General features: G+C 33.9%; 15 protein-coding genes. 11 read left to right on the forward strand and 4 right to left on the reverse strand.

The window, feature by feature from the left end; translation table 11 throughout:
• Positions 1-5: 5 nt before the first annotated feature.
• The 3 genes from nagB (at position 6) to chiA (ending at position 9389) form a co-directional block, all read left to right on the forward strand.
• A complete protein-coding gene (gene nagB, locus GR162_RS20720) occupies positions 6-1943 on the forward strand; it encodes a glucosamine-6-phosphate deaminase (protein WP_160783681.1) in 1938 nt (645 codons plus the stop codon).
• A 155-nt stretch (positions 1944-2098) separates the two neighbouring features.
• Positions 2099-4165 (forward strand): beta-N-acetylhexosaminidase, encoded by a 2067-nt coding sequence (locus GR162_RS20725; protein WP_160783682.1) that lies wholly within the window; start codon positions 2099-2101, stop codon positions 4163-4165.
• Positions 4166-4652: 487 nt separating this feature from the next.
• Positions 4653-9389: a T9SS-translocated chitinase ChiA gene (chiA, locus tag GR162_RS20730; RefSeq protein WP_160783683.1), complete on the forward strand. Its 4737-nt coding sequence runs from the start codon at positions 4653-4655 to the stop codon at positions 9387-9389.
• Positions 9390-9585: 196 nt separating this feature from the next.
• Here chiA and GR162_RS20735 read toward each other — a convergent pair whose 3' ends face one another.
• Positions 9586-9816, reverse strand: coding sequence for a hypothetical protein (locus GR162_RS20735; RefSeq protein ID WP_160783684.1), 231 nt, complete (start codon positions 9814-9816; stop codon positions 9586-9588).
• An 82-nt stretch (positions 9817-9898) separates the two neighbouring features.
• On the opposite strand from GR162_RS20735, the gene GR162_RS20740 reads away from it, so the two are divergent.
• The 3 genes from GR162_RS20740 (at position 9899) to GR162_RS20750 (ending at position 12972) form a co-directional block, all read left to right on the forward strand.
• A complete protein-coding gene (locus tag GR162_RS20740) occupies positions 9899-10129 on the forward strand; it encodes a helix-turn-helix domain-containing protein (protein ID WP_066034095.1) in 231 nt (76 codons plus the stop codon).
• A gap of 148 nt (positions 10130-10277) precedes the next feature.
• On the forward strand, positions 10278-11051 hold the full coding sequence (locus GR162_RS20745; RefSeq protein ID WP_160783685.1) for a TlpA disulfide reductase family protein: 774 nt from the start codon (positions 10278-10280) through the stop codon (positions 11049-11051).
• A gap of 301 nt (positions 11052-11352) precedes the next feature.
• A complete protein-coding gene (locus tag GR162_RS20750; RefSeq protein ID WP_091132969.1) occupies positions 11353-12972 on the forward strand; it encodes an ABC-F family ATP-binding cassette domain-containing protein in 1620 nt (539 codons plus the stop codon).
• Between the two features lie 197 nt (positions 12973-13169).
• Here the strand turns inward: GR162_RS20750 and GR162_RS22195 are convergent, their stop codons facing one another.
• The 3 genes from GR162_RS22195 to GR162_RS20760 form a co-directional block, all read right to left on the reverse strand.
• Positions 13170-13343 carry a hypothetical protein gene (locus GR162_RS22195; RefSeq protein WP_165352393.1) on the reverse strand — a complete coding sequence of 58 codons (174 nt, stop codon included), beginning with the start codon at positions 13341-13343 and terminating at the stop codon, positions 13170-13172.
• Positions 13344-13444: 101 nt separating this feature from the next.
• Positions 13445-14041, reverse strand: coding sequence for a retron system putative HNH endonuclease (locus GR162_RS20755; RefSeq protein ID WP_160783686.1), 597 nt, complete (start codon positions 14039-14041; stop codon positions 13445-13447).
• Positions 14034-15308, reverse strand: coding sequence for an AAA family ATPase (locus GR162_RS20760; protein WP_160783687.1), 1275 nt, complete (start codon positions 15306-15308; stop codon positions 14034-14036). Before GR162_RS20760 ends, GR162_RS20755 begins: the two co-directional genes overlap by 8 nt.
• Before the next feature lie 219 nt (positions 15309-15527).
• Between GR162_RS20760 and pyrR the strand changes: the two genes are divergently transcribed.
• The 5 genes from pyrR to pdxH all read left to right on the forward strand — a co-directional run bounded on the left by pyrR (position 15528) and on the right by pdxH (position 19468).
• Positions 15528-16067: a bifunctional pyr operon transcriptional regulator/uracil phosphoribosyltransferase PyrR gene (pyrR, locus tag GR162_RS20765; protein WP_008468864.1), complete on the forward strand. Its 540-nt coding sequence runs from the start codon at positions 15528-15530 to the stop codon at positions 16065-16067.
• 155 nt (positions 16068-16222) lie between these two features.
• Positions 16223-17149, forward strand: coding sequence for an aspartate carbamoyltransferase catalytic subunit (locus tag GR162_RS20770; RefSeq protein WP_160783688.1), 927 nt, complete (start codon positions 16223-16225; stop codon positions 17147-17149).
• Between the two features lie 214 nt (positions 17150-17363).
• Complete coding sequence (locus GR162_RS20775; RefSeq protein ID WP_066034102.1) at positions 17364-17696, forward strand: ribonuclease Z; 333 nt, start codon at positions 17364-17366, stop codon at positions 17694-17696.
• Positions 17697-17778: 82 nt separating this feature from the next.
• Complete coding sequence (locus tag GR162_RS20780) at positions 17779-18684, forward strand: ribonuclease Z (RefSeq protein WP_160783689.1); 906 nt, start codon at positions 17779-17781, stop codon at positions 18682-18684.
• A 139-nt stretch (positions 18685-18823) separates the two neighbouring features.
• Positions 18824-19468 carry a pyridoxamine 5'-phosphate oxidase gene (gene pdxH, locus GR162_RS20785; protein ID WP_160783690.1) on the forward strand — a complete coding sequence of 215 codons (645 nt, stop codon included), beginning with the start codon at positions 18824-18826 and terminating at the stop codon, positions 19466-19468.
• Positions 19469-19628: the final 160 nt, after the last annotated feature.

Genomic DNA, 19628 nt, shown 5'->3' on the forward strand with positions numbered 1-19628 from the left:
AAAAAATGAAAAGTGCTTTAGAAATAAAACCTGATATCAGTTATAAAAGCGCTGGAAAATTTGAAGAAACTCGTTTTGAGAAAATCCACAACGAAATCTTCAAAAATTCTATTGAAGCTTCTGTAATTGTAGCACAGGAAATTGCGCAGCTTATTAGATCTAAGCAGGAAAAAAATAAATCTTGTGTTTTAGGTTTGGCAACAGGTTCTTCTCCGATCAAAGTTTATGAGGAACTAGTGAGAATGCACAGAGAAGAAGGACTTAGTTTTAGCAATGTAATCACCTTTAATCTGGATGAATATTATCCAATGACTAAAGAGAATAATCAGAGCTATCATTATTTCATGCATGAGCACCTTTTTAATCATATTGATATTAAACCTGAAAATATTAATATTCCTGATGGTACAGTAGCAATTGATGAAATTAATCAATACTGTATCGATTATGAAATGAATATTAAAAACGCTGGCGGTCTTGATTTTCAGTTATTAGGAATTGGACGTACAGGACACGTTGGATTTAATGAGCCAGGTTCGCATATTAATTCAGGAACAAGAATTATCACTTTAGATCATATCACAAGAGTCGATGCTTCATCAGCTTTTAATGGTATTGATAATGTGCCGAAACGTGCCATTACAATGGGTGTTTCAACCATCATGAGATCAAAACGCATTGTTTTGATGGCTTGGGGACAAAATAAAGCGGACATTATTAAAAGAACTGTTCAAGGAGATATTAGTTCAGAAGTTCCGGCTACATTTTTGCAAAATCATCCAAATGCAACTTTTGTTTTAGACCAGTCTGCAGCTTCAGAATTAACTCGTTTTAAAACGCCTTGGTTAGTTGGCGAATGTCTTTGGACACCTGAATTAAAAAGTAAAGCGATTGTTTGGCTTTGCCAAAAAACAAAACAGTCTATCTTAAAATTGACAGATCGTGATTATAACAATAACGGAATGTCTGATCTTTTGGCTCAGGAAGGTTCTGCTTATGATATGAACATTAATATGTTTAATATCTTACAGCATACTATTACCGGTTGGCCAGGAGGAAAACCAAACACAGATGATTCATTTCGTCCAGAAAGAGCAAATCCTGCTAGAAAAAGAGTCATACTTTTTAGTCCTCACCCTGATGATGATGTGATTTCTATGGGAGGAACATTTTCAAAATTAATCAAGCAAGGACACGATGTTCATGTGGTGTACCAAACTTCAGGAAATATTGCCGTTTCAGATGATGAAGCGTTAAAATTTGCAGAAGTTGCCAGTGATTTTATCGGAGAAGGCCAAGCTGATATCAATTTCAAATCGGTTATTGAGTTTTTAAATAATAAATCAGAAAACCAGATAGATTCTTTAGAAGTGCGAAAATTAAAAGGACTAATTAGAAGAAGAGAGTCGTACGGAGCAACAAGATATATTGGACTGAAAGATGAGAATACCCACTTTTTAGATCTTCCTTTTTATGAAACAGGACAAGTTAAAAAGAATCCGTTAGGACCAGAGGATATTGCTATTGTAAAAGACATTATTGCTAAAATAAAACCGCATCAGGTTTTTGCTGCTGGAGATTTGGCAGATCCACACGGAACTCATGAGGTTTGTTTAAATGCTATTTTTGCCGCATTAAAAGAACTTAAATCAGAACCTTACATGGATGATTGCTGGTTATGGCTTTATAGAGGCGCTTGGCACGAATGGGATATTCATGAAATTGATATGGCAGTTCCGTTAAGTCCGTCAGAGGTTTTATTGAAACGTCATGCTATTTTACACCACCAGTCTCAAAAAGATAGAGTGATGTTTCAAGGAAATGATTCTCGTGAATTCTGGGTTAGGGCAGAAGATCGAAACAAAAACACAGCCATATTATACGATGAATTAGGTTTGGCTGAGTATGAAGCGATTGAAGCTTTTAAACGTTTTGACTACTAAAAATTTTTTCCGATTCATTTTATAATGAATCAAATAGCAAAATTCAGATTGATCTCATTGCGAAAGTGAGGTAAAAGCTGGAATCATTCTGAGTTTTGTTTTTTATATAAATTTCGGATACTTATTAAAAAACTATCCAACCAAAAAAAAGAAAAATGAAATATCTATTTGTACTATTATTTGCTGGCATATCTGCAGGTGCTCAAGTCCAGAAAGAGCAGCTGAATCTTATGCCTTGGCCTCAGAATGTTGTTATTAATGAAGGTAATTTTAATTTAAGCAAAAATTTTAAAGTAAATATTACTGGAAATCCAAATCCAAGAATTTTTGGAGGAGTAACACGTTTTTTGCGCCGTTTAGATGGTAGAACAGGTATATTTTTTGAACAGGGTTTTATTGAAAAATTAAATGAAGTTCCAAATGCGGAATTACAGATTAATTGCACCAAAAGCGGTAAAATTGGTTTATACGAAGACGAAAGTTATCATTTAGATATTACTTCAAACAAAATCACTTTAAACGCTTCAAGTGATTTAGGAGCTTTACATGGTTTGGAGACTTTGTTGCAACTGCTTCAAAACAATTCAAAAACATTTTATTTTCCAGCTTCAAAAATTGCAGATTTTCCAAGATTTACATGGAGAGGTTTAATGATGGATGTTTCAAGACATTTCCAGCCTATTGATGTAGTGAAAAGAAATATTGATGCATTGGCAGCAATGAAAATGAATGTTTTCCATTGGCATTTGGTTGACGATCAAGGTTGGAGAATTGAAATGAAAAAGCATCCAAGATTTACGCAAGTAGCTTCGGATGGAATGTATTACACACAAGAGGAAATTAAAAATATCGTAAAATATGCCGATGAGCGCGGTATTTTAATTGTTCCAGAAATAGATGTTCCAGGTCACGGATCTGCAATCTTAACAGCTTATCCAGAAATTGGAAGCAAAGTGATTACGCTGACAGGAGGAACATCCGAAAAAAATATTCAAGGTACAGCAATTGCTACCTATGGAATTGAAAGAAATGCTGGAATTTTTTCGCCAACATTAGATCCTTCAAATCCTAAAACATACCAACTTTTAAGTGAAGTTTTTGATGAGGTTTGTCCGTTGTTTCCAGGTGCTTATTTCCACATTGGAGGAGATGAAAACGAAGGAAAAGACTGGGATGCAAACCCTAAAATTCAAGAATTCAAAAAGAAGCATAATTTAAAAACCAACCACGAACTGCAAACGTATTTCACGATGCAATTGGCACCGATGTTAAAGAAACACGGAAAACAATTAATGGGTTGGGAAGAAATTTTAACCAAAAATTTATCTAAAGAAGCCATTGTGCATTCTTGGAGAGGTCCAAACGAAGGAATGCCGGCAGGACAATCTCTTGTAGATGCCGTTAAAAAAGGATACAAAACAGTTTTATCAAATGGATATTATATCGATTTAATGTATCCAATCGCGAGCCATTACCTAAATGACCCAATGCCAAAAGGAGCTAATTTAACTAGTGACGAAAAAGCAAGAATTTTAGGCGGTGAAGCTACAATGTGGACAGAGCTGGTTACCCCAACAACAATAGATTCTAGAATTTGGCCAAGAACTGCTGCAATTGCAGAAAGATTATGGTCGGCAGAAGATTTAGTAGATGTTGAGAATATGCGCAAGCGTTTAGAAAATATTTCTTTTAGATTGGAAGAATTGGGGATTACACATATTCGTAATAAAGATGTGATTTTAAGAAACATTGCAAATAATCAGGATATCAAATCATTGGAAGAGTTTTCTAATGTAAGCGAACCCCTAAAAGGATATACTCGTAACAAAGGAGGAACAGAGTACCAAATGTATTCTCCGTTTACCTTGTTTGCAGACGCCTGCGGACCAGATGCAAAAGATGCATTAGCATTTGACGCAGCTGTAAACCAATATTTAGCTAATAAATCGGCAGACAATAAAGCCAAAGTAGCTGCATTTTTTACGAAGTGGATTGCAGTTCATAAAGGATTAACAGAATTAAGCAATAACGCACCGTTGGTGCAGCCAATATTACCATTATCTAAAAAATTAAATGATGCTTCTCAGGAATTATTATTGGTTTTAGATAATAAATCAACTTTAGCGCCTGCAGATCTGAAAAAATTGATTGAACAATGCAACACAAAAGATCATGCAGATGTAGAACTGTCTGTTTATGAGAGTTTAAAGAAATTAATTTAGAGTTGGATTTGAATTAGTATTTAGTACGTTTTTGAGTTACTAATGTTTTTTTAGAGTGATAATTATCTCTGCCATATTTATGGCAGGGATAATTACAATGACAACTTTGAATTTTTAGAACAAACACATCAGAAATAATCAGTAAAAATTTTAAAAAAAATAACCAATAACGGAGTATTAACCTTTTAAAAACCAAATAGAAAGAATACCACAAAACATGACAATAAAAGAGTATAGATTGATGAGTAGTCCCAAATTTATCATTTGTATTTAACATTAATTTTTTAAAAATTATAAATAAATATCAATCACTACTATTGGCTAATGATTATGTATGAATCAGTAATAGTAATATTTATCTATAGAATTTAATTTGAGTTTATTTCCAATCGACAGCAGCCTTCCAACCTGCAGTTGAGCGAAACCCAGAAGCTAGATGCTGCTGCGGCCCAATTACTTATTTTCTATTAACTAATATTTATTAATTATGAAACATTTTTACAGATTGCTCTTTTTGTTACTGTTTCCCTTACTTGCGTTGGCGCAACCAGCCCACGGAAAAAAAGTAGTAGGGTATTATGCACAATGGTCTATCTATGCCAGGGACTTTAATGTTCCGAAGATTGATGGAAGTAAATTGACGCATTTAAATTATTCTTTTTATGGGACCACTTATGATCCTGCCCATCCTGAGAATACAAAATTAAAATGTTTAGACACTTATGCTGATTTTGAGCATATGGAAGGTGGAATCCCTTGGGATGCACCAGTAAAAGGAAACTTTTATGATTTAATGAAATTGAAAGAAAAGTATCCGCATTTAAAAGTTTTAATCTCTGTCGGAGGCTGGACAAAAGGTCAAGATCTTTCTCCAATTGCTGCAAGTCCTGTAGCAAGAGCGGCTTTAGCAGCAGACATGGCAAACTTCATTACTACATACCCGTTTATTGATGGTTTCGATATCGATTGGGAGTATCCTCTTTCTGGCGGAACTGACGGTACAGAAATAGTAAATGGTGCGCCTGTTCCTCCACAAAAATATAGCCCTGACGATAATAAAAATTTAGTGCTTTTATTGAAAGCGATGCGTCAGGCAATGCCAAATAAATTGGTGACAATTGCTGCTGGAAACAATGTTAGAAATGTTTCTAAACAGTATTTAGGGCCAAACAACAGAGCACAATACGGAATGACAGAAGATATTTCGACTTATTGCGACTATATCACTTATTTCGGATACGATTTTGGCGGTAACTGGTACGATAAAACTTGTTACAACGCACCTTTATATGCAAGCGGAAACCCTAATGACCCGTTGTATGGCGCAACGCAATCAGAATCATTAGACGAATTGACTAATCAATATTTGAATGTAATTGGTTTTCCTGCCAATAAATTAATTATGGGATTGCCTTTTTACGGAAAAAAATTCGATAACGTTGCCGCAAATTCAACAAACGGATTGTTTGTTTCAGCACCAAGATATATAGTTGGTGGATGTACAAATCCGCAAAACCCAACAGGTACATGGGATGGTTCTGGAGCTTGTGAAAAATCAGGAAGTATCGAAATCTGCGATTTAGTAGGAAACCCAGTTACCAATTCACATCCTTACTTAGATCCAAATACTATGATGGTAACGCCTTCTGCAGCTTCTGCTGGATGGGTTCGTTATTTTGATAATACTACTAAAGTTCCTTATTTATATAATGCTACGACAAAAGAATTTATCTCTTATGAAGATAAACAGTCAATGGATTTAAAAGTGCAATATATAAAATCTAAAAACTTAGCAGGAGGTATGATTTGGGAATTGTCTCAAGATACAAGAGGCTCAATTCCAAATTCATTATTAAACCAAGTTGATACTTCTTTTGGAAGCGTTGTTCCAGGAACAGTTAGTATTTCTGGTTCTGTAAAAAACGGATCAGCTTTGGTTACAAATGTTACGGTTGAATTGCGAAATGCAAGCAATGCCGTAATCCAAACAGTAGTTTCTGCTACAGGAAACTTTGCTTTCAATAATTTAACTTCAGGACAAAATTATTCGCTTACAGCAGCAAAAGCAAGTTATACATTTGTCCCAGTATCTTTAAACAATGTAACTGTAAATCAGACAGGAGTTATAATTAACGGAACTCAACCAACTTACACAGTAAGCGGAACAGTTCTAGACGGAACAACAGGAGTTTCTGGTGTAACCATTTCTGCAGTTTCTGGAAGCACAACACTAACAGCGGTTTCAAACGCAAGTGGAGCGTATAGCGTAGCAGGATTAACAGCTGGTTTAAACTTTACCGTTACGGCTGCAAAATCTGGGTTTTCTTACACACCAGCTTCAACAGTTTACAATGCAATTGACGCGAATAAAACGCTTAATTTCACTCAAGGAGCAGCGGTAGTAACATACACCGTAAGCGGAACAGTTCTTAACGGAACAACTCCAGTTTCTGGTGTAACAGTAACTGCATCATCTACAGCAGGGAATGTTACTGCAACGACTAATGCAAGCGGAGCATATTCATTGACTTTAGCTTCTGGTGGAAATTATACAGTTACGGCTGCTTTAACAGGCCAAACATTCACGCCAGCATCTACAGTTTATTCTAATTTGAATGCTAATAAAACATTGAATTTTACTCAAGATGTTGCAACAACTACGAGCAAAATCAGTGGAACAGTTAAAAACGGAACAATTCCTGTTGCTGGAGCGAAAGTAGAATTGGTTTTACCTTGGACAGATAATAACCACAACTGGAAAAGCGTTTTAGCAACAACAGATGCACAAGGAAAATACAGCTTTGACAATTCGGTTATAGATGGTTATACACAGGCTTTGAGTTTGAAATTAAACTCTTGGCAAAATGGCGAAGTAGCGTATTACCCAAATAATCTAGCCAACTTTGCAATTCCTGCAACTCCAACGGTTTATAATTTCAATACGAGTTCAACAGCTAAAGTAGCATTAGCAGCAGCTGCAAATCTAATCAGCGGAACTGTGAAAAATGGTTCAACGCCTGTAGCGAATGCTAAAGTAGAAATCGTTTTACCATGGACCGATAATACACACAATTGGAAAAGCGTTCTAGCGACAACAGATGCATCAGGAAATTATACTTTTGATAATTCAGTTGTAGCAGGATATACGCAAATTTTAAGCTTGAAATTAAATTCTTGGCAAAATGGGGAAGTAGCTTATTATCCAAATAATCTGGCAAACTTCGCAGTTCCAACAACGCCAACAATTTATAATTTTAATACACAAACTACGGTTGTGACTAAGCCAGTAGTTGCCATTACAGCGCCAACAGCTTCGGCGATTGCTATAAATTTAGGATCATCAATTAATTTTGTTGCAAGTGTTGGATTAAGTGCTGCCGATGCGACTACAATCTCATCTGTTGTATTTAGTTTAGATGGACAAACCATAAGTGCTACCAATTCTTCTGGAACTTATACTTCGGTTTGGACACCGGTAGCAAATCAGTTTGGAGTTTCTCATACGTTAACCGTTACTGCTACTGCATCAAACGGACAAACAGATTCAAAAACCTATAGTTTTACATTAACTTGTTCAGGTGCAAATTGTCCAAATACATTACCTGTAATTACTTGGAATTCGCCATCAAATACAACTGTTTACCAAAGCTCTTTCCAAGCTGTGCCAATTTCAGTTACAGCGGTTGACAGCGACGGATCAGTTTCTGGTGTTACTATTACCATAAATGGAGGAACATTTAATATGACAGCAGGTACAAATAATACTTATACATATAATTTTACGCCAACTGCTTATCAGGATTATCCAATTGTAATCAAAGCAACAGATAATAAAGCTGCTGTTACTACTTTAAACAATACTATTAAAATTGCTACAATAAGTGGTAATAGATTTATTCCGCTTCCATCTAAAATTATTTTGGGTTATGCACATTCTTGGGAAAATACTGCAGCTCCATTTTTATATTTTTCTCAAATAAAGGGAAGCAAATTTAACGTAGTCGATTATGCTTTCGTAGAAACCGTTAATCGTGATGGTTATACTCCAATACTAACTACAAATGATGCTAGATATTTGACCAATGGAGTTTTCGATAAGCAATTATTGAAAAATGATATAAAATCTTTAAGAGATAGCGGTGTTCCTGTTATTGTCTCTATTGGAGGTCAAAATGGACATGTTGTTTTAGAAAATGTTACTCAGAAAAATATTTTCGTTAATGGTTTAAAAGCGATTATTGACGAGTATCAATTTGATGGAGTTGATATTGATTTTGAAGGCGGATCTATGAATTTTAGCGCAGGAGGTTTAAGAGACATTTCTTATGCAGGTATTTCTGCTTACCCAAGATTGAAAAACGTAGTAGATGCTTTCAAAGAATTAAAAGCGTACTATGGCCCTGGATTCTTGTTAACTGCAGCTCCAGAAACACAATATGTACAAGGTGGTTATACTACTTATACAGATACTTTCGGTTCGTTCTTGCCAATCATTCAAAACTTGCGTAACGAATTGGATTTGTTAGCGGTACAATTGTACAACACAGGAGGAGAAAACGGATTAGACGGTCAATATTATGGTACAGCTAAGAAAGCAAATATGGTTACTGCTTTAACTGATATGATCATAAAAGGGTATAACATTGCTTCAACAGGAATGCATTTTGATGGATTGCCAGCTTCAAAAGTTCTTATTGCATTGCCAGCTTGTCCAAGTGCAGCAGGTAGCGGATATCTAACTCCAACAGAAGGAATTAACGCTATGGATTATTTAAGAAATGGAACTAATTTCACTGGAAGAACCTACACTATGCAGCCAGGCGGACCATATCCTTCTTTAAGAGGTTTAATGACTTGGTCTGTAAACTGGGATGCCTCTTCTTGCGGTAATTCATCTGAATTGTCTAAAGCGTATGCAGCTTATTTTGCATCGCAAGCTACGGCTAAAACATTGGCTGTAGAAGATATAACGCCTGATAGCAATACGACTGTTGCTTATTTTAGAAACAATACTTTATCGGTATCTAATGAAACAGAAGAAATTGCTCAGGTTGACGTATTCAATACGATAGGACAAAATGTTACAAGTCACAGAAACATTCAAAACAATAAAGAAGTGTTGCTTAATAGCCCAAGTTTTGCTAGTAAACAGATTTTTGTTGTGATAGTAACCAATAAATCAGGACACAAAAAGTCATTGAAAGTAATGAACTTTTTAAACTAAAATAAAAGTATTGAAAATTTAGAAATAAGAAAATTGGGACGGTTAAAATTGAGTTTGGTTATTTATTTTTTAACCTAATTTTTATTTCTTAAATGCTGTGAATTGAGGTAATTTGTTATTTGGTTTTTGCCTCAAGTAGCGCATTATGAACCCGACAATTTTATTGTCGGGTTTTTTTTATGGCTAAAACATTTTTTTATGCCTCCAAATAAGGATCTAAAACTTCTGCAAGTTGATTAAGCCAGTAAAAATTATCATCGACATTCTTTATTCCCGATTTTATCGTTTCGCATTTTCTCATAACTGATAATGAAAGTACATTATTGACTTCGCGTATCATTTTTGCCATTTCTTTACAATCAATTTTGTCTGTAAAGAAATCGTTTAATCTTGTTTCAAGTTCGGTTGAAAATTCATTTGTAATCATAATCTTATAATTTTTGTAAATATATTAAAACTTGACACAAATTTGTGTCAAATTAAAAAATATTTGTTATGACTTTTGAAATATGGATATTTCAGAAGAAGTTTTTATTATAAATCTTGGAGTTCACATCAGACAATTGCGTGAAAAAAAAGGCTTATCTCAACAGGATTTGGCTGATGATTGTGGTATTCCCAGAAATCAAATTGGTAGAATTGAAAGAGCCAAAATAAATACAGGTATAAAAACTCTTATTAGAATAGCAAATGCTTTAGATATTGAGCTTGCTGATTTGCTCAGTTTTCAATTAAAATAATTTTTGAAGAAAAAAATCTGCTAAATCTGCAGTCCCGATAGCTATCGGGAGCGAGAAACCCTTTGCGAACTCTGCGTAGATCCTTTGCGAACTTCGTGGTTAAAAAGAAATCCGTACTTTTGAAATTACAATTATCGCATAAAACTTCATGAAAAAATCATTCATTATTTTAATCACATTTTTAGTTTCAACTCTTTCTTTCAGCCAAAATAAATTCGGAAATCCAGAAGTCGATCCCATTCAAATCCAAAAGACTTACCCAGAATGGTCCGTTTATCAGAATAAAAAAATAATGCTTTCGAGAGATTTTACCGCTTTAGACGAAGCTTCAAAAGAAATAACAAAAGAAGCCTTTTTAGATAAATTAGCAAACGAAAACTATATTCCAATTCGATTAAAATCTGAAGAAAGCGCATATTTTTATAAGCTTTTTAAAATTTTACCAAAAACAGATACAAGCATAAAAGCCACAATCAATCAAATTGGTTTTGATGCTTATAAAAACTACAAAATGGAAGGAACCGCTTTCCCAAAATTCTCTTTTAAAGATCTAGACGGAAATCTGGTAACCAACGAATCCATGAAAGGAAAAATCATTGTGATAAAATGCTGGTACATTCACTGCACGCCATGCATCAGAGAGTTTCCTCAAGTCAACAAACTAGTTTCAGCATATAAAGACAGAAAAGATATTGTTTTTATGAGTTTAGCCGAAGATTCAGCAGAACAATTAAAAACGTTTTTAGCTAGAAAACCTCTTTTGTATTCTGTAATTCCAGACATGAAAGTCTATATGAATGAATCTTTGCAATTGAATTCATTTCCAACACATTTTATTCTAAACAAAGAAGGAATGATTGCAAAAGTGCTTCCTAATTTTGAAAGTTTAGAAGTGGCTTTAGAAAAGGAAAGTAAGCTCTAGCTAAATTAATCTCGCAAAGTTTTATACCAAAGTAACCTCATTTTTGTCATTTCGACGAAGGAGAAATCTTCGCGAGAAATTCCGGTCCTAATAATTGCCAATCTTTGTAGAGTTACTTGTGAAGATTTCTCCTTCGTCGAAATGACAAGATTACGTAGTAATCAATTTGGTGAAACAAAACTCTGCGCCTTTGCGCCTCTGCGAGAACCCATCATCAGCATAAAAAACTTTGAACCTTTGCCTCTTTGCAACTCTGAACCTTTTTCCGTACTTTTGCACCAAATTAATTAAAAAGACATTCATGTTAACAGTCAATAATTTATCAGTTCAGTTTGGTAAAAGAGTTTTATTTGATGAAGTAAATACAACTTTCACTCATGGAAATATTTACGGAGTTATCGGAGCAAATGGTGCTGGAAAATCTACTTTCTTAAAAGTGATTTCGGGCGATATCGACCCAACTTCTGGACACATTCATTTAGAGCCGGGAAAACGTATGTCGGTTTTAAACCAGAACCACAACATGTTCGACGAACATACTGTTTTGGAAACCGTTTTAATGGGAAATAAAGTTCTGTACGCTGTTAAAAAAGAAATGGATGAACTTTATTTAGATTATAATGATGCCAATGCAGACAGAATAGGGGAGTTACAAGTTCAGTTTGAAGAAATGAACGGATGGAACGCCGATTCTGACGCTGCAGCAATGTTATCTAACTTAGGAATCACAGAAGCAGATCATTATACTTTAATGGCTGATATGGAAGGAAAAATGAAAGTACGTGTGCTTTTGGCGCAGGCGCTTTTCGGAAATCCAGATTTGCTAATTATGGATGAGCCTACCAACGATTTGGATTTTGAGACAATCGCTTGGTTAGAAAACTTCTTGGCAAACTACGAAAACACTGTAATCGTTGTATCTCACGACCGTCACTTTTTAGATGCGGTTTGTACTCATATTTCTGATATTGATTTCGGAAAAATCAATCACTACTCAGGAAACTATACGTTCTGGTACGAGTCTAGCCAATTAGCGGCAAAACAGCGTGCGCAGCAAAACAAAAAAGCAGAAGAGAAGAAACAAGAGCTTGAAGAATTTATTCGTCGTTTTAGTGCAAACGTGGCGAAATCGAAACAAGCTACTTCTCGTAAAAAAATGATTTCGAAATTAAACATTGCCGAAATCAAACCTTCTAGCCGTCGTTACCCTGCGATTATTTTCGATCAGGATCGCGAAGCGGGAGATCAGATTTTGAACGTTCAAAATTTAGCGGCTTCTGTAGACGGAGAGGTTTTATTTAAAGATGTGGATTTGAATATGGCAAAAGGCGATAAAATCGTTCTTTTCTCTAAAGATTCACGCGCAACAACAGCTTTCTACGAAATCTTAAACGGAGAACAAAAAGCAGACGCAGGAACTTTTGATTGGGGAATTACAACCAACCAAGCGTATTTGCCAGCTGAAAACCACAAATATTTCGAAAACGATTTGACTTTAGTTGACTGGTTACGTCAATACGCTAAAACAGAAGAAGAGCGTGACGAGGTTTTCATTAGAGGTTTCTTAGGGAAAATGATTTTCTCTGGAGAAGAAGCTCTTAAAACGTCTAGAGTTTTATCTGGAGGAGAAAAAGTACGTTGTATGCTTTCTAGAATGATGATGGAGCGTGCAAACGTTTTAATGTTAGACGAGCCAACAAACCACTTAGATTTGGAGTCTATTACAGCTTTCAATAACTCATTGAAGAACTTTAAAGGTTCTGTAATCTTCACAACGCATGACCACGAGTTCGCGCAAACTGTAGGTAACAGAATCGTAGAATTGACACCAAACGGAGTTATCGATCGTTACATGACATTTGACGAATATCTTGATGATGAAAAAATTCAAGAACAAAGAAAGAAGATGTACAATCTTTAATCTTTAAATTCCAATATATTAAAATCCCAAATTCCAAATAAAACTTGGAGTTTGGGATTTTTTGTATTTAAAAATATAGCCACTAATTACACGAATTTCCACGAATTAAATTTATGCTAATTTGTGTAATTTGTGGCAAAAAAACAATCCCGCTATAAAAATTGGAATTTGGGATTTTTTATTTGTTTATTTTACTACTATTTGCTTCCGAACATTTTAGCGAAAATCCAGATAATAATCGCAATGATAAAAATTACGATAAATATCCCGAATCCCATTCCGGCTTTAAAAATGTCTCCTATAACTTCACAGCTTGAAAATGAAAACAGTATTACGAATACCATTAACAATCTTAGTATTTTATTTTGCATGATTCTGATGTTTTAAATTGATACTTAAAATTACTTCACGAATCAGGAAAATGTGTTATAGAATTTTTTAGAAATGTTTTAGGATTTGGATTTTAATAACACTAAAACATGTATCTATATGCAAAATCATTTAGATCTCTATTTTGAGCATTAGTTCCATGGTATCTTTGAAACTGATGCCTTCTAGAGATTAAATGCGCTTTTTCATTTAAATTGAAAATTTCGATAGTTTTATTAGCTCTTTTACGATCAAATTTTATAGCTCTCGGATTAGCTAAAATTTTAAATGTTGTATAATCGATCATAAAATATTTGTTAAAGTTGAAGGTTAGTTCATCAGGTTTTAATAATTCAACTGAAAATTTGTTCAATTTACATGTTTGACAATTGTCACAGGCAGGAAAAAGATTGGACCATTGATAAGCACCTAGAGGATAAATGCTCTTTGGTTTAAAATGATCTATTGTTTCGTCAGATGTCCATAGAGGGAATTTTTCACAATATGCACAATGATAATTTGAAATGTTTAATAATTCTTTAATTATAAAATGGCTGATTGGGATTCCAGATGAATTTGGATACTTATTCCAATAAAATGTTCCTTGTCCTGTTTTTCTTCGTCCTAAAAATAATTTTGTATAATGAACCCATTTGCTATTAAGTTCAGCGGGAATATTTGATCTATTAAAATTAATCATTTAGTATATTGTCATCGTTTATTATTCGTTTCAATTGTAAAATTTCCATTCCTATCATATTTTCTAATTCAATACTTTCTTGCTCTTTAAAATATTTAAGCAATGTTTTTAATTGGTTTAAAGAATTATCATCAGGACCTTTATGAATTATTTTATTTCTTACCTCACGAAACTCTTCTAGTTTCTTCTCTAATTCTATTCCAAAAAAAGAATGAATATTGAAAATTTCTTTTAAAACTAGATTGTAACTTTTAGAGTCTTCAGATAATAATGGTTCATCATTTTTTGCGCTATTTTTTGATAATGAAATTCTATGAATCCATGCACCATCTATAGAGCCAACAACAAATGGGGAATGAGTTGAAATGAAAATTTGAGCATTAGTAAATAAATCTTGGATTACAGGGAGTATTTTTCTTTGCCATGCAGGATGCAAATGCACATCAATTTCATCTAAAAATAAAATGAAATTTCTGTCTAGTGGTTCAATTTCTTCCGTCCATTTTATCCTGTCTAATCTCATTAAAAGATCTGAAATCCAGCTAATAATAGCTTTTAAACCATCAGGTAAGAGGTCGAATGATAGAAATTTATTATCAAGTTGAATAACTACATTTAATGGGTCATCTTCCAATACAAATGTGAGTTTTTTATCAATAATTTTGCTAATACTATTTTCTATTCGACTTATCGAAGAACTGTATATACTAGCTCTGCTTTTTTCATTTTTAACTAGAGCTAATGCCTCTTTTGTTTTAAGATTTGCAATCCACTGTATTAGATTTTGTGTATTTGTAGAACTCCCAAAATTTAATGCATTTTCAAATGGATTATTCGTTAATTCTTGAATTGATTGAAGATTACCACTACTTAAATTTCTGCTACCAGAATAAGCAAAAAAAGCGAAATTAAATGTGTTTCCTCGCGATTCAGTTTTTTGATTATATTCTGAGAGGAATTTTGGCATTTTACTATATGCCATGCGTCCGCTTCCACTTTTCGAGCTAACAGTATATTCTTGAGAATTTGAAAATTTTATTGTGTAAGAACTAGTTCCATTTGGAAAAAGAAATCTTTTGCGAGCTTGGTGATTCTCATTTAATGATGAAAGCATAAGAAGCAATGTTGTCTTTCCTGTACCATTTTCTCCAGTGATTAAATGAATTTCAGCTTTTGAAGTATTCTTTTTTTCTGGAAAGACAAAATGCTGGTACTCAAATGGCCCTACATTTTCAATAAAAAGTTCTGTGATTCTTAGTTTATCCATTCATTTGTAATTTTAAACTTTACTCTTAAAATTAGGTATTTTAAATAGTAAATATTGCTTTTTCTGCTAAATTAGAATTTTTAATTTTAAATTCAGTTCTAAAAAAATGAAAATTAAATTTAGATTTTGTGTTAATGTAAAAAAATATTTCCAACCCCAACACCCCAACAAATAAAATCAGATTCCGTATATTTGCGCAACCAAACATTACATTCACTTATGAGTCAAAAAGTATTACTTAATTCTAAAGAAGTTACTATCATACTCCATCGTTTGGCTTGTCAGTTAATCGAAAAACATCTTGATTTCTCTGAAACTATTTTAGTTGGAATTCAGCCAAGAGGCGTTTTTTTAGCTGAACGTTTAAAACAAATATTAGAAAACGAATACAAGGTTCCTGAAATTTCTTTGGGATATCTGGACATCACTTTTTTTAGAGATGATTTCCGTCGTACTGATAAACCGCTTGAAGCCAATAAAACCCAAATCAATTTTATAGTCGAAGACAAAAAAGTCATTTTTATTGATGACGTTTTGTTTACCGGAAGAAGCATTCGTTCTGCCTTAACTGCCATTCAATCTTTCGGGAGACCATCAGAAATTGAATTATTGGTTTTAATAGACAGACGTTTCAGCCGTCATTTACCAATTCAGCCCGATTACAGAGGCCGTCAGGTAGATGCTATTAATGGCGAGAAAGTAATTGTAAGCTGGAAAGAAAATGATGGTGAAGATGTTGTTCACTTAGTGACGAATTAAGTTTGGTTAATCGTTTAATCGGTTAATTGTTTAATCGATTCATTTCGATTACTCAATTAAAAATTATAAAAATAGTTAATCGTTAAATCGGTTAACTGTTTAATCGCAAAGCAAACGATTAAACGATTCAACAAATAAACAGTTAAACATTAAACATGAAAGAATTAAGCGTAGATCATTTATTAGGAATCAAATATATCAACGAGAATGATATTAACCTGATTTTTGAAACGGCAGATCATTTTAAAGAAGTCATTAATAGACCAATTAAAAAAGTTCCTTCATTACGAGATATTACTATTGCCAATATTTTCTTCGAAAACAGTACCAGAACCAAACTCTCTTTTGAATTAGCGCAGAAACGTTTATCTGCTGATGTCATCAGTTTTTCTGCAGCTCAGTCATCGGTTAAAAAAGGAGAAACCTTGATTGATACTGTAAACAATATCCTTTCGATGAAAGTGGATATGGTTGTAATGCGCCACTCTAATCCCGGAGCGGCTTATTTTTTATCTAAAAATGTCAAGGCAAGCATTGTAAACGCAGGAGACGGTGCGCACGAACACCCAACTCAGGCTTTATTGGACAGTTATTCTATCAGAGAAAAACTGGGAGATGTTGCTGGAAAAAAAGTAGTTATTGTAGGCGATATTCTGCACTCGCGTGTAGCGCTTTCAAACATATATGCTTTGCAGATGCAAGGCGCAGAAGTAAAAGTTTGCGGACCAAAAACGTTGATTCCGAGATATATTGAATCGCTTGGAGTTACGGTTGAACCGAATTTAAGAAAAGCCTTAGAATGGTGTGATGTGGCGAATATGCTTCGTGTGCAAAACGAACGTATGGATGTGAATTTCTTCCCATCGACACGTGAGTACGCTCAGCAATACGGAGTGGATAAACCGCTTTTGGATTCGCTAGGAAAAGAAATCATAATCATGCACCCAGGGCCAATCAATAGAGGAGTAGAGATTACTTCTGAAGTGGCAGATTCTGATCATTCCGTAATCTTGAATCAGGTGGAGAATGGTGTAGCGATTAGAATGGCGGTTATTTATTTGCTGGCTTCTAAGATTCAATAAGTTTTTTGTTTCAAGTTTCAAGTTTTGGAACGTGAATACCTACTTGTCACACTGAGCGGAGTCGAAGTGCTTTTGAAAACGAAATGTGTTGTGCAAACGTGGGCTTCGACTCCGCTCAGCCTGACAAACTTGAAACTTCGAACATGAAACTTGAAACAACAACAAAAAACTTAGTAAATTAGCATCATAAAATATAAGCCCCATACATTATAAAATGAAAGTAGATCAAAAAGGACATACTGTTACGATTAAAGATACGCAAGGAGATGTAAATGCTTTCTTGGAAAAAGTAACGCAACAATTTAAAACCTTTGAAAAACAGAATATTATAATCGATTTATCATCAGATTCTAATATTTCTGAAAATGATTTAAAAGCTTTTTTACCGCTTTCTAAAGTTCAGAAAAAAGCCAAAAAATCGTTTGTAATTGTAGCAACTGACCTTGATTTTAATGCTATTTCAGATAAATTGGTGGTAGTGCCTTCTCTTTTGGAAGCTCACGATATTATCGAAATGGAAGAAATAGAAAGAGACTTAGGGTTTTAATTGTAGATTTTAGAGTTCAGATTTTAGATTTTGAATGTTGAAGTCTAAAAAACAATCTAAAATCTAAAATCAACAATCTAAAATGAAGTTAACTATACTTGGCTGTTATGCCGCAACTCCCAGAACACTTACTAATCCGACTTCGCAGGTTTTAGAAATAAAGAATCGTTTGTTTTTAATTGACTGTGGCGAAGGAACTCAGGTACAGCTTCGAAAAAATAAGATTAAATTTTCCAAAATCAATCACATTTTTATCTCGCATCTTCACGGCGATCATTTGTTTGGATTAATTGGAACGATTTCTACTTTTTCACTTTTAGGACGAACTACAGATTTGCATATTTATGGTCCGAAAGGGATAAAAGAATTGATTTTAATTCAATTAAAACTCACTGAATCTTGGACCACTTATTCTTTGTTTTTTCACGAATTAGAATCTAATCAAAGTGAAGTTATTTTTGAAGACAAGAAGGTTATTGTAAAAACGATTCCGCTAAAACATCGTGTTTATACAAATGGCTATCTTTTTCAAGAAAAACCAGATGAGAGAAAGTTAGACGTCGAAGCAGTTCAGCGTTATAATATTCATGTGGCGTATTATCAGAAAATAAAAAATGGCGGAGATATTACGCTTGACGATGGAACAGTAGTAGAGAACGAAAAACTTACTTTCGATCCGCCACCAGCAAAAAGTTATGCTTTTTGTTCAGACACGGTTTATAACGAAGAGATAATTCCGATTATACAGAACACAGATATTTTGTATCACGAATCGACATTTTTGGAATCTGAAGCTAGATTGGCAGAAAAAACACTGCATTCGACAGCAAAAGAAGCCGCAAATATTGCTTTAAAAGCTAATGTAAAGCAATTGATTTTAGGTCACTATTCAACACGATATGATGGAATAGAGCCTTTTAAGGAAGAAGCTGAGGAAGTTTTTCCAAATGTTCTATTAGGAGATGATGGGGTGAGTTTTGAGTTTTAAAAAAAGATGCTAAGATACTAAGGTTTTAAGATGCTAAGTTTATTATTGGAATTAGAAAGGCTTCGACTCCGCTCAACCTGACAAACTTGAAACCTGAAAAAAAATAAAATCTAAAGTCAATAATCTAAAATAATAAATCATGAACGATTTAAGTAATTATAGAAAATCTTACGAGAAAAGCGAATTATTAGAAACTAATATTCCTGAGGATCCGATTAATCTTTTTAACAGATGGTTTCATGAAGTGGAAGATTTTGGCGGAAGCGGAGAGGTAAATGCTATGACGGTTTCGACGATTGGATTGGATGGTTTTCCGAAATCGCGTGTGGTTTTATTGAAGAAATTCTCTGAAGAAGGATTTATATTTTACACCAATTATAATTCGGAAAAAGGAAAAGCGATAGAAGCAAATCCAAACATTTGTCTGTCTTTTTTTTGGCAGGAAATGGAACGCCAAGTTATTATTAAAGGGATTGCTCAAAAAACCTCTGAAATTATTTCAGACAATTATTTTGATTCACGTCCAGATGGAAGTAAGCTTGGAGCAATTGTTTCTCATCAGAGCGAAGTGATTCCGTCGAGAACTTTTTTAGAGGAAAACTTAAAAAAACTAGAAGCTGAGTTCGAAGGAAAGCCAATTCCTAGACCTGAAAACTGGGGAGGATATATTGTGACTCCACTTCAAGTTGAATTTTGGCAGGGAAGACCAAATCGACTTCATGATAGAATTCGTTATACTAGCCAGTCAGATTTTTCTTGGAAGATTGAAAGATTATCTTCATAAAAGTATTTTTACGTAGGAATTTTATAGGTAAAAATATAAAATAAGTGCATTTCATCGATTATTTTTGCACTTTAACGGTAAATTGAATACGTTTGGAATACAATAAAGCAAACGATATTTATTCAAAAATAAATTTAAAGGATTTGCCCCAACATTTACT

Source organism: Flavobacterium sp. HBTb2-11-1 (genome assembly GCF_009826975.1).
In the GTDB taxonomy this organism is placed as follows: Bacteria; Bacteroidota; Bacteroidia; order Flavobacteriales; family Flavobacteriaceae; genus Flavobacterium.

Coding starts and splice junctions, on each gene's coding strand:
- nagB (WP_160783681.1), top strand. CDS start 6: ATGAAAAGTGCTTTAGAAATAAAACCTGATATCAGTTATAAAAGCGCT.
- GR162_RS20725 (WP_160783682.1), top strand. CDS start 2,099: ATGAAATATCTATTTGTACTATTATTTGCTGGCATATCTGCAGGTGCT.
- chiA (WP_160783683.1), top strand. CDS start 4,653: ATGAAACATTTTTACAGATTGCTCTTTTTGTTACTGTTTCCCTTACTT.
- GR162_RS20735 (WP_160783684.1), bottom strand. CDS start 9,816: ATGATTACAAATGAATTTTCAACCGAACTTGAAACAAGATTAAACGAT.
- GR162_RS20740 (WP_066034095.1), top strand. CDS start 9,899: ATGGATATTTCAGAAGAAGTTTTTATTATAAATCTTGGAGTTCACATC.
- GR162_RS20745 (WP_160783685.1), top strand. CDS start 10,278: ATGAAAAAATCATTCATTATTTTAATCACATTTTTAGTTTCAACTCTT.
- GR162_RS20750 (WP_091132969.1), top strand. CDS start 11,353: ATGTTAACAGTCAATAATTTATCAGTTCAGTTTGGTAAAAGAGTTTTA.
- GR162_RS22195 (WP_165352393.1), bottom strand. CDS start 13,343: ATGCAAAATAAAATACTAAGATTGTTAATGGTATTCGTAATACTGTTT.
- GR162_RS20755 (WP_160783686.1), bottom strand. CDS start 14,041: ATGATTAATTTTAATAGATCAAATATTCCCGCTGAACTTAATAGCAAA.
- GR162_RS20760 (WP_160783687.1), bottom strand. CDS start 15,308: ATGGATAAACTAAGAATCACAGAACTTTTTATTGAAAATGTAGGGCCA.
- pyrR (WP_008468864.1), top strand. CDS start 15,528: ATGAGTCAAAAAGTATTACTTAATTCTAAAGAAGTTACTATCATACTC.
- GR162_RS20770 (WP_160783688.1), top strand. CDS start 16,223: ATGAAAGAATTAAGCGTAGATCATTTATTAGGAATCAAATATATCAAC.
- GR162_RS20775 (WP_066034102.1), top strand. CDS start 17,364: ATGAAAGTAGATCAAAAAGGACATACTGTTACGATTAAAGATACGCAA.
- GR162_RS20780 (WP_160783689.1), top strand. CDS start 17,779: ATGAAGTTAACTATACTTGGCTGTTATGCCGCAACTCCCAGAACACTT.
- pdxH (WP_160783690.1), top strand. CDS start 18,824: ATGAACGATTTAAGTAATTATAGAAAATCTTACGAGAAAAGCGAATTA.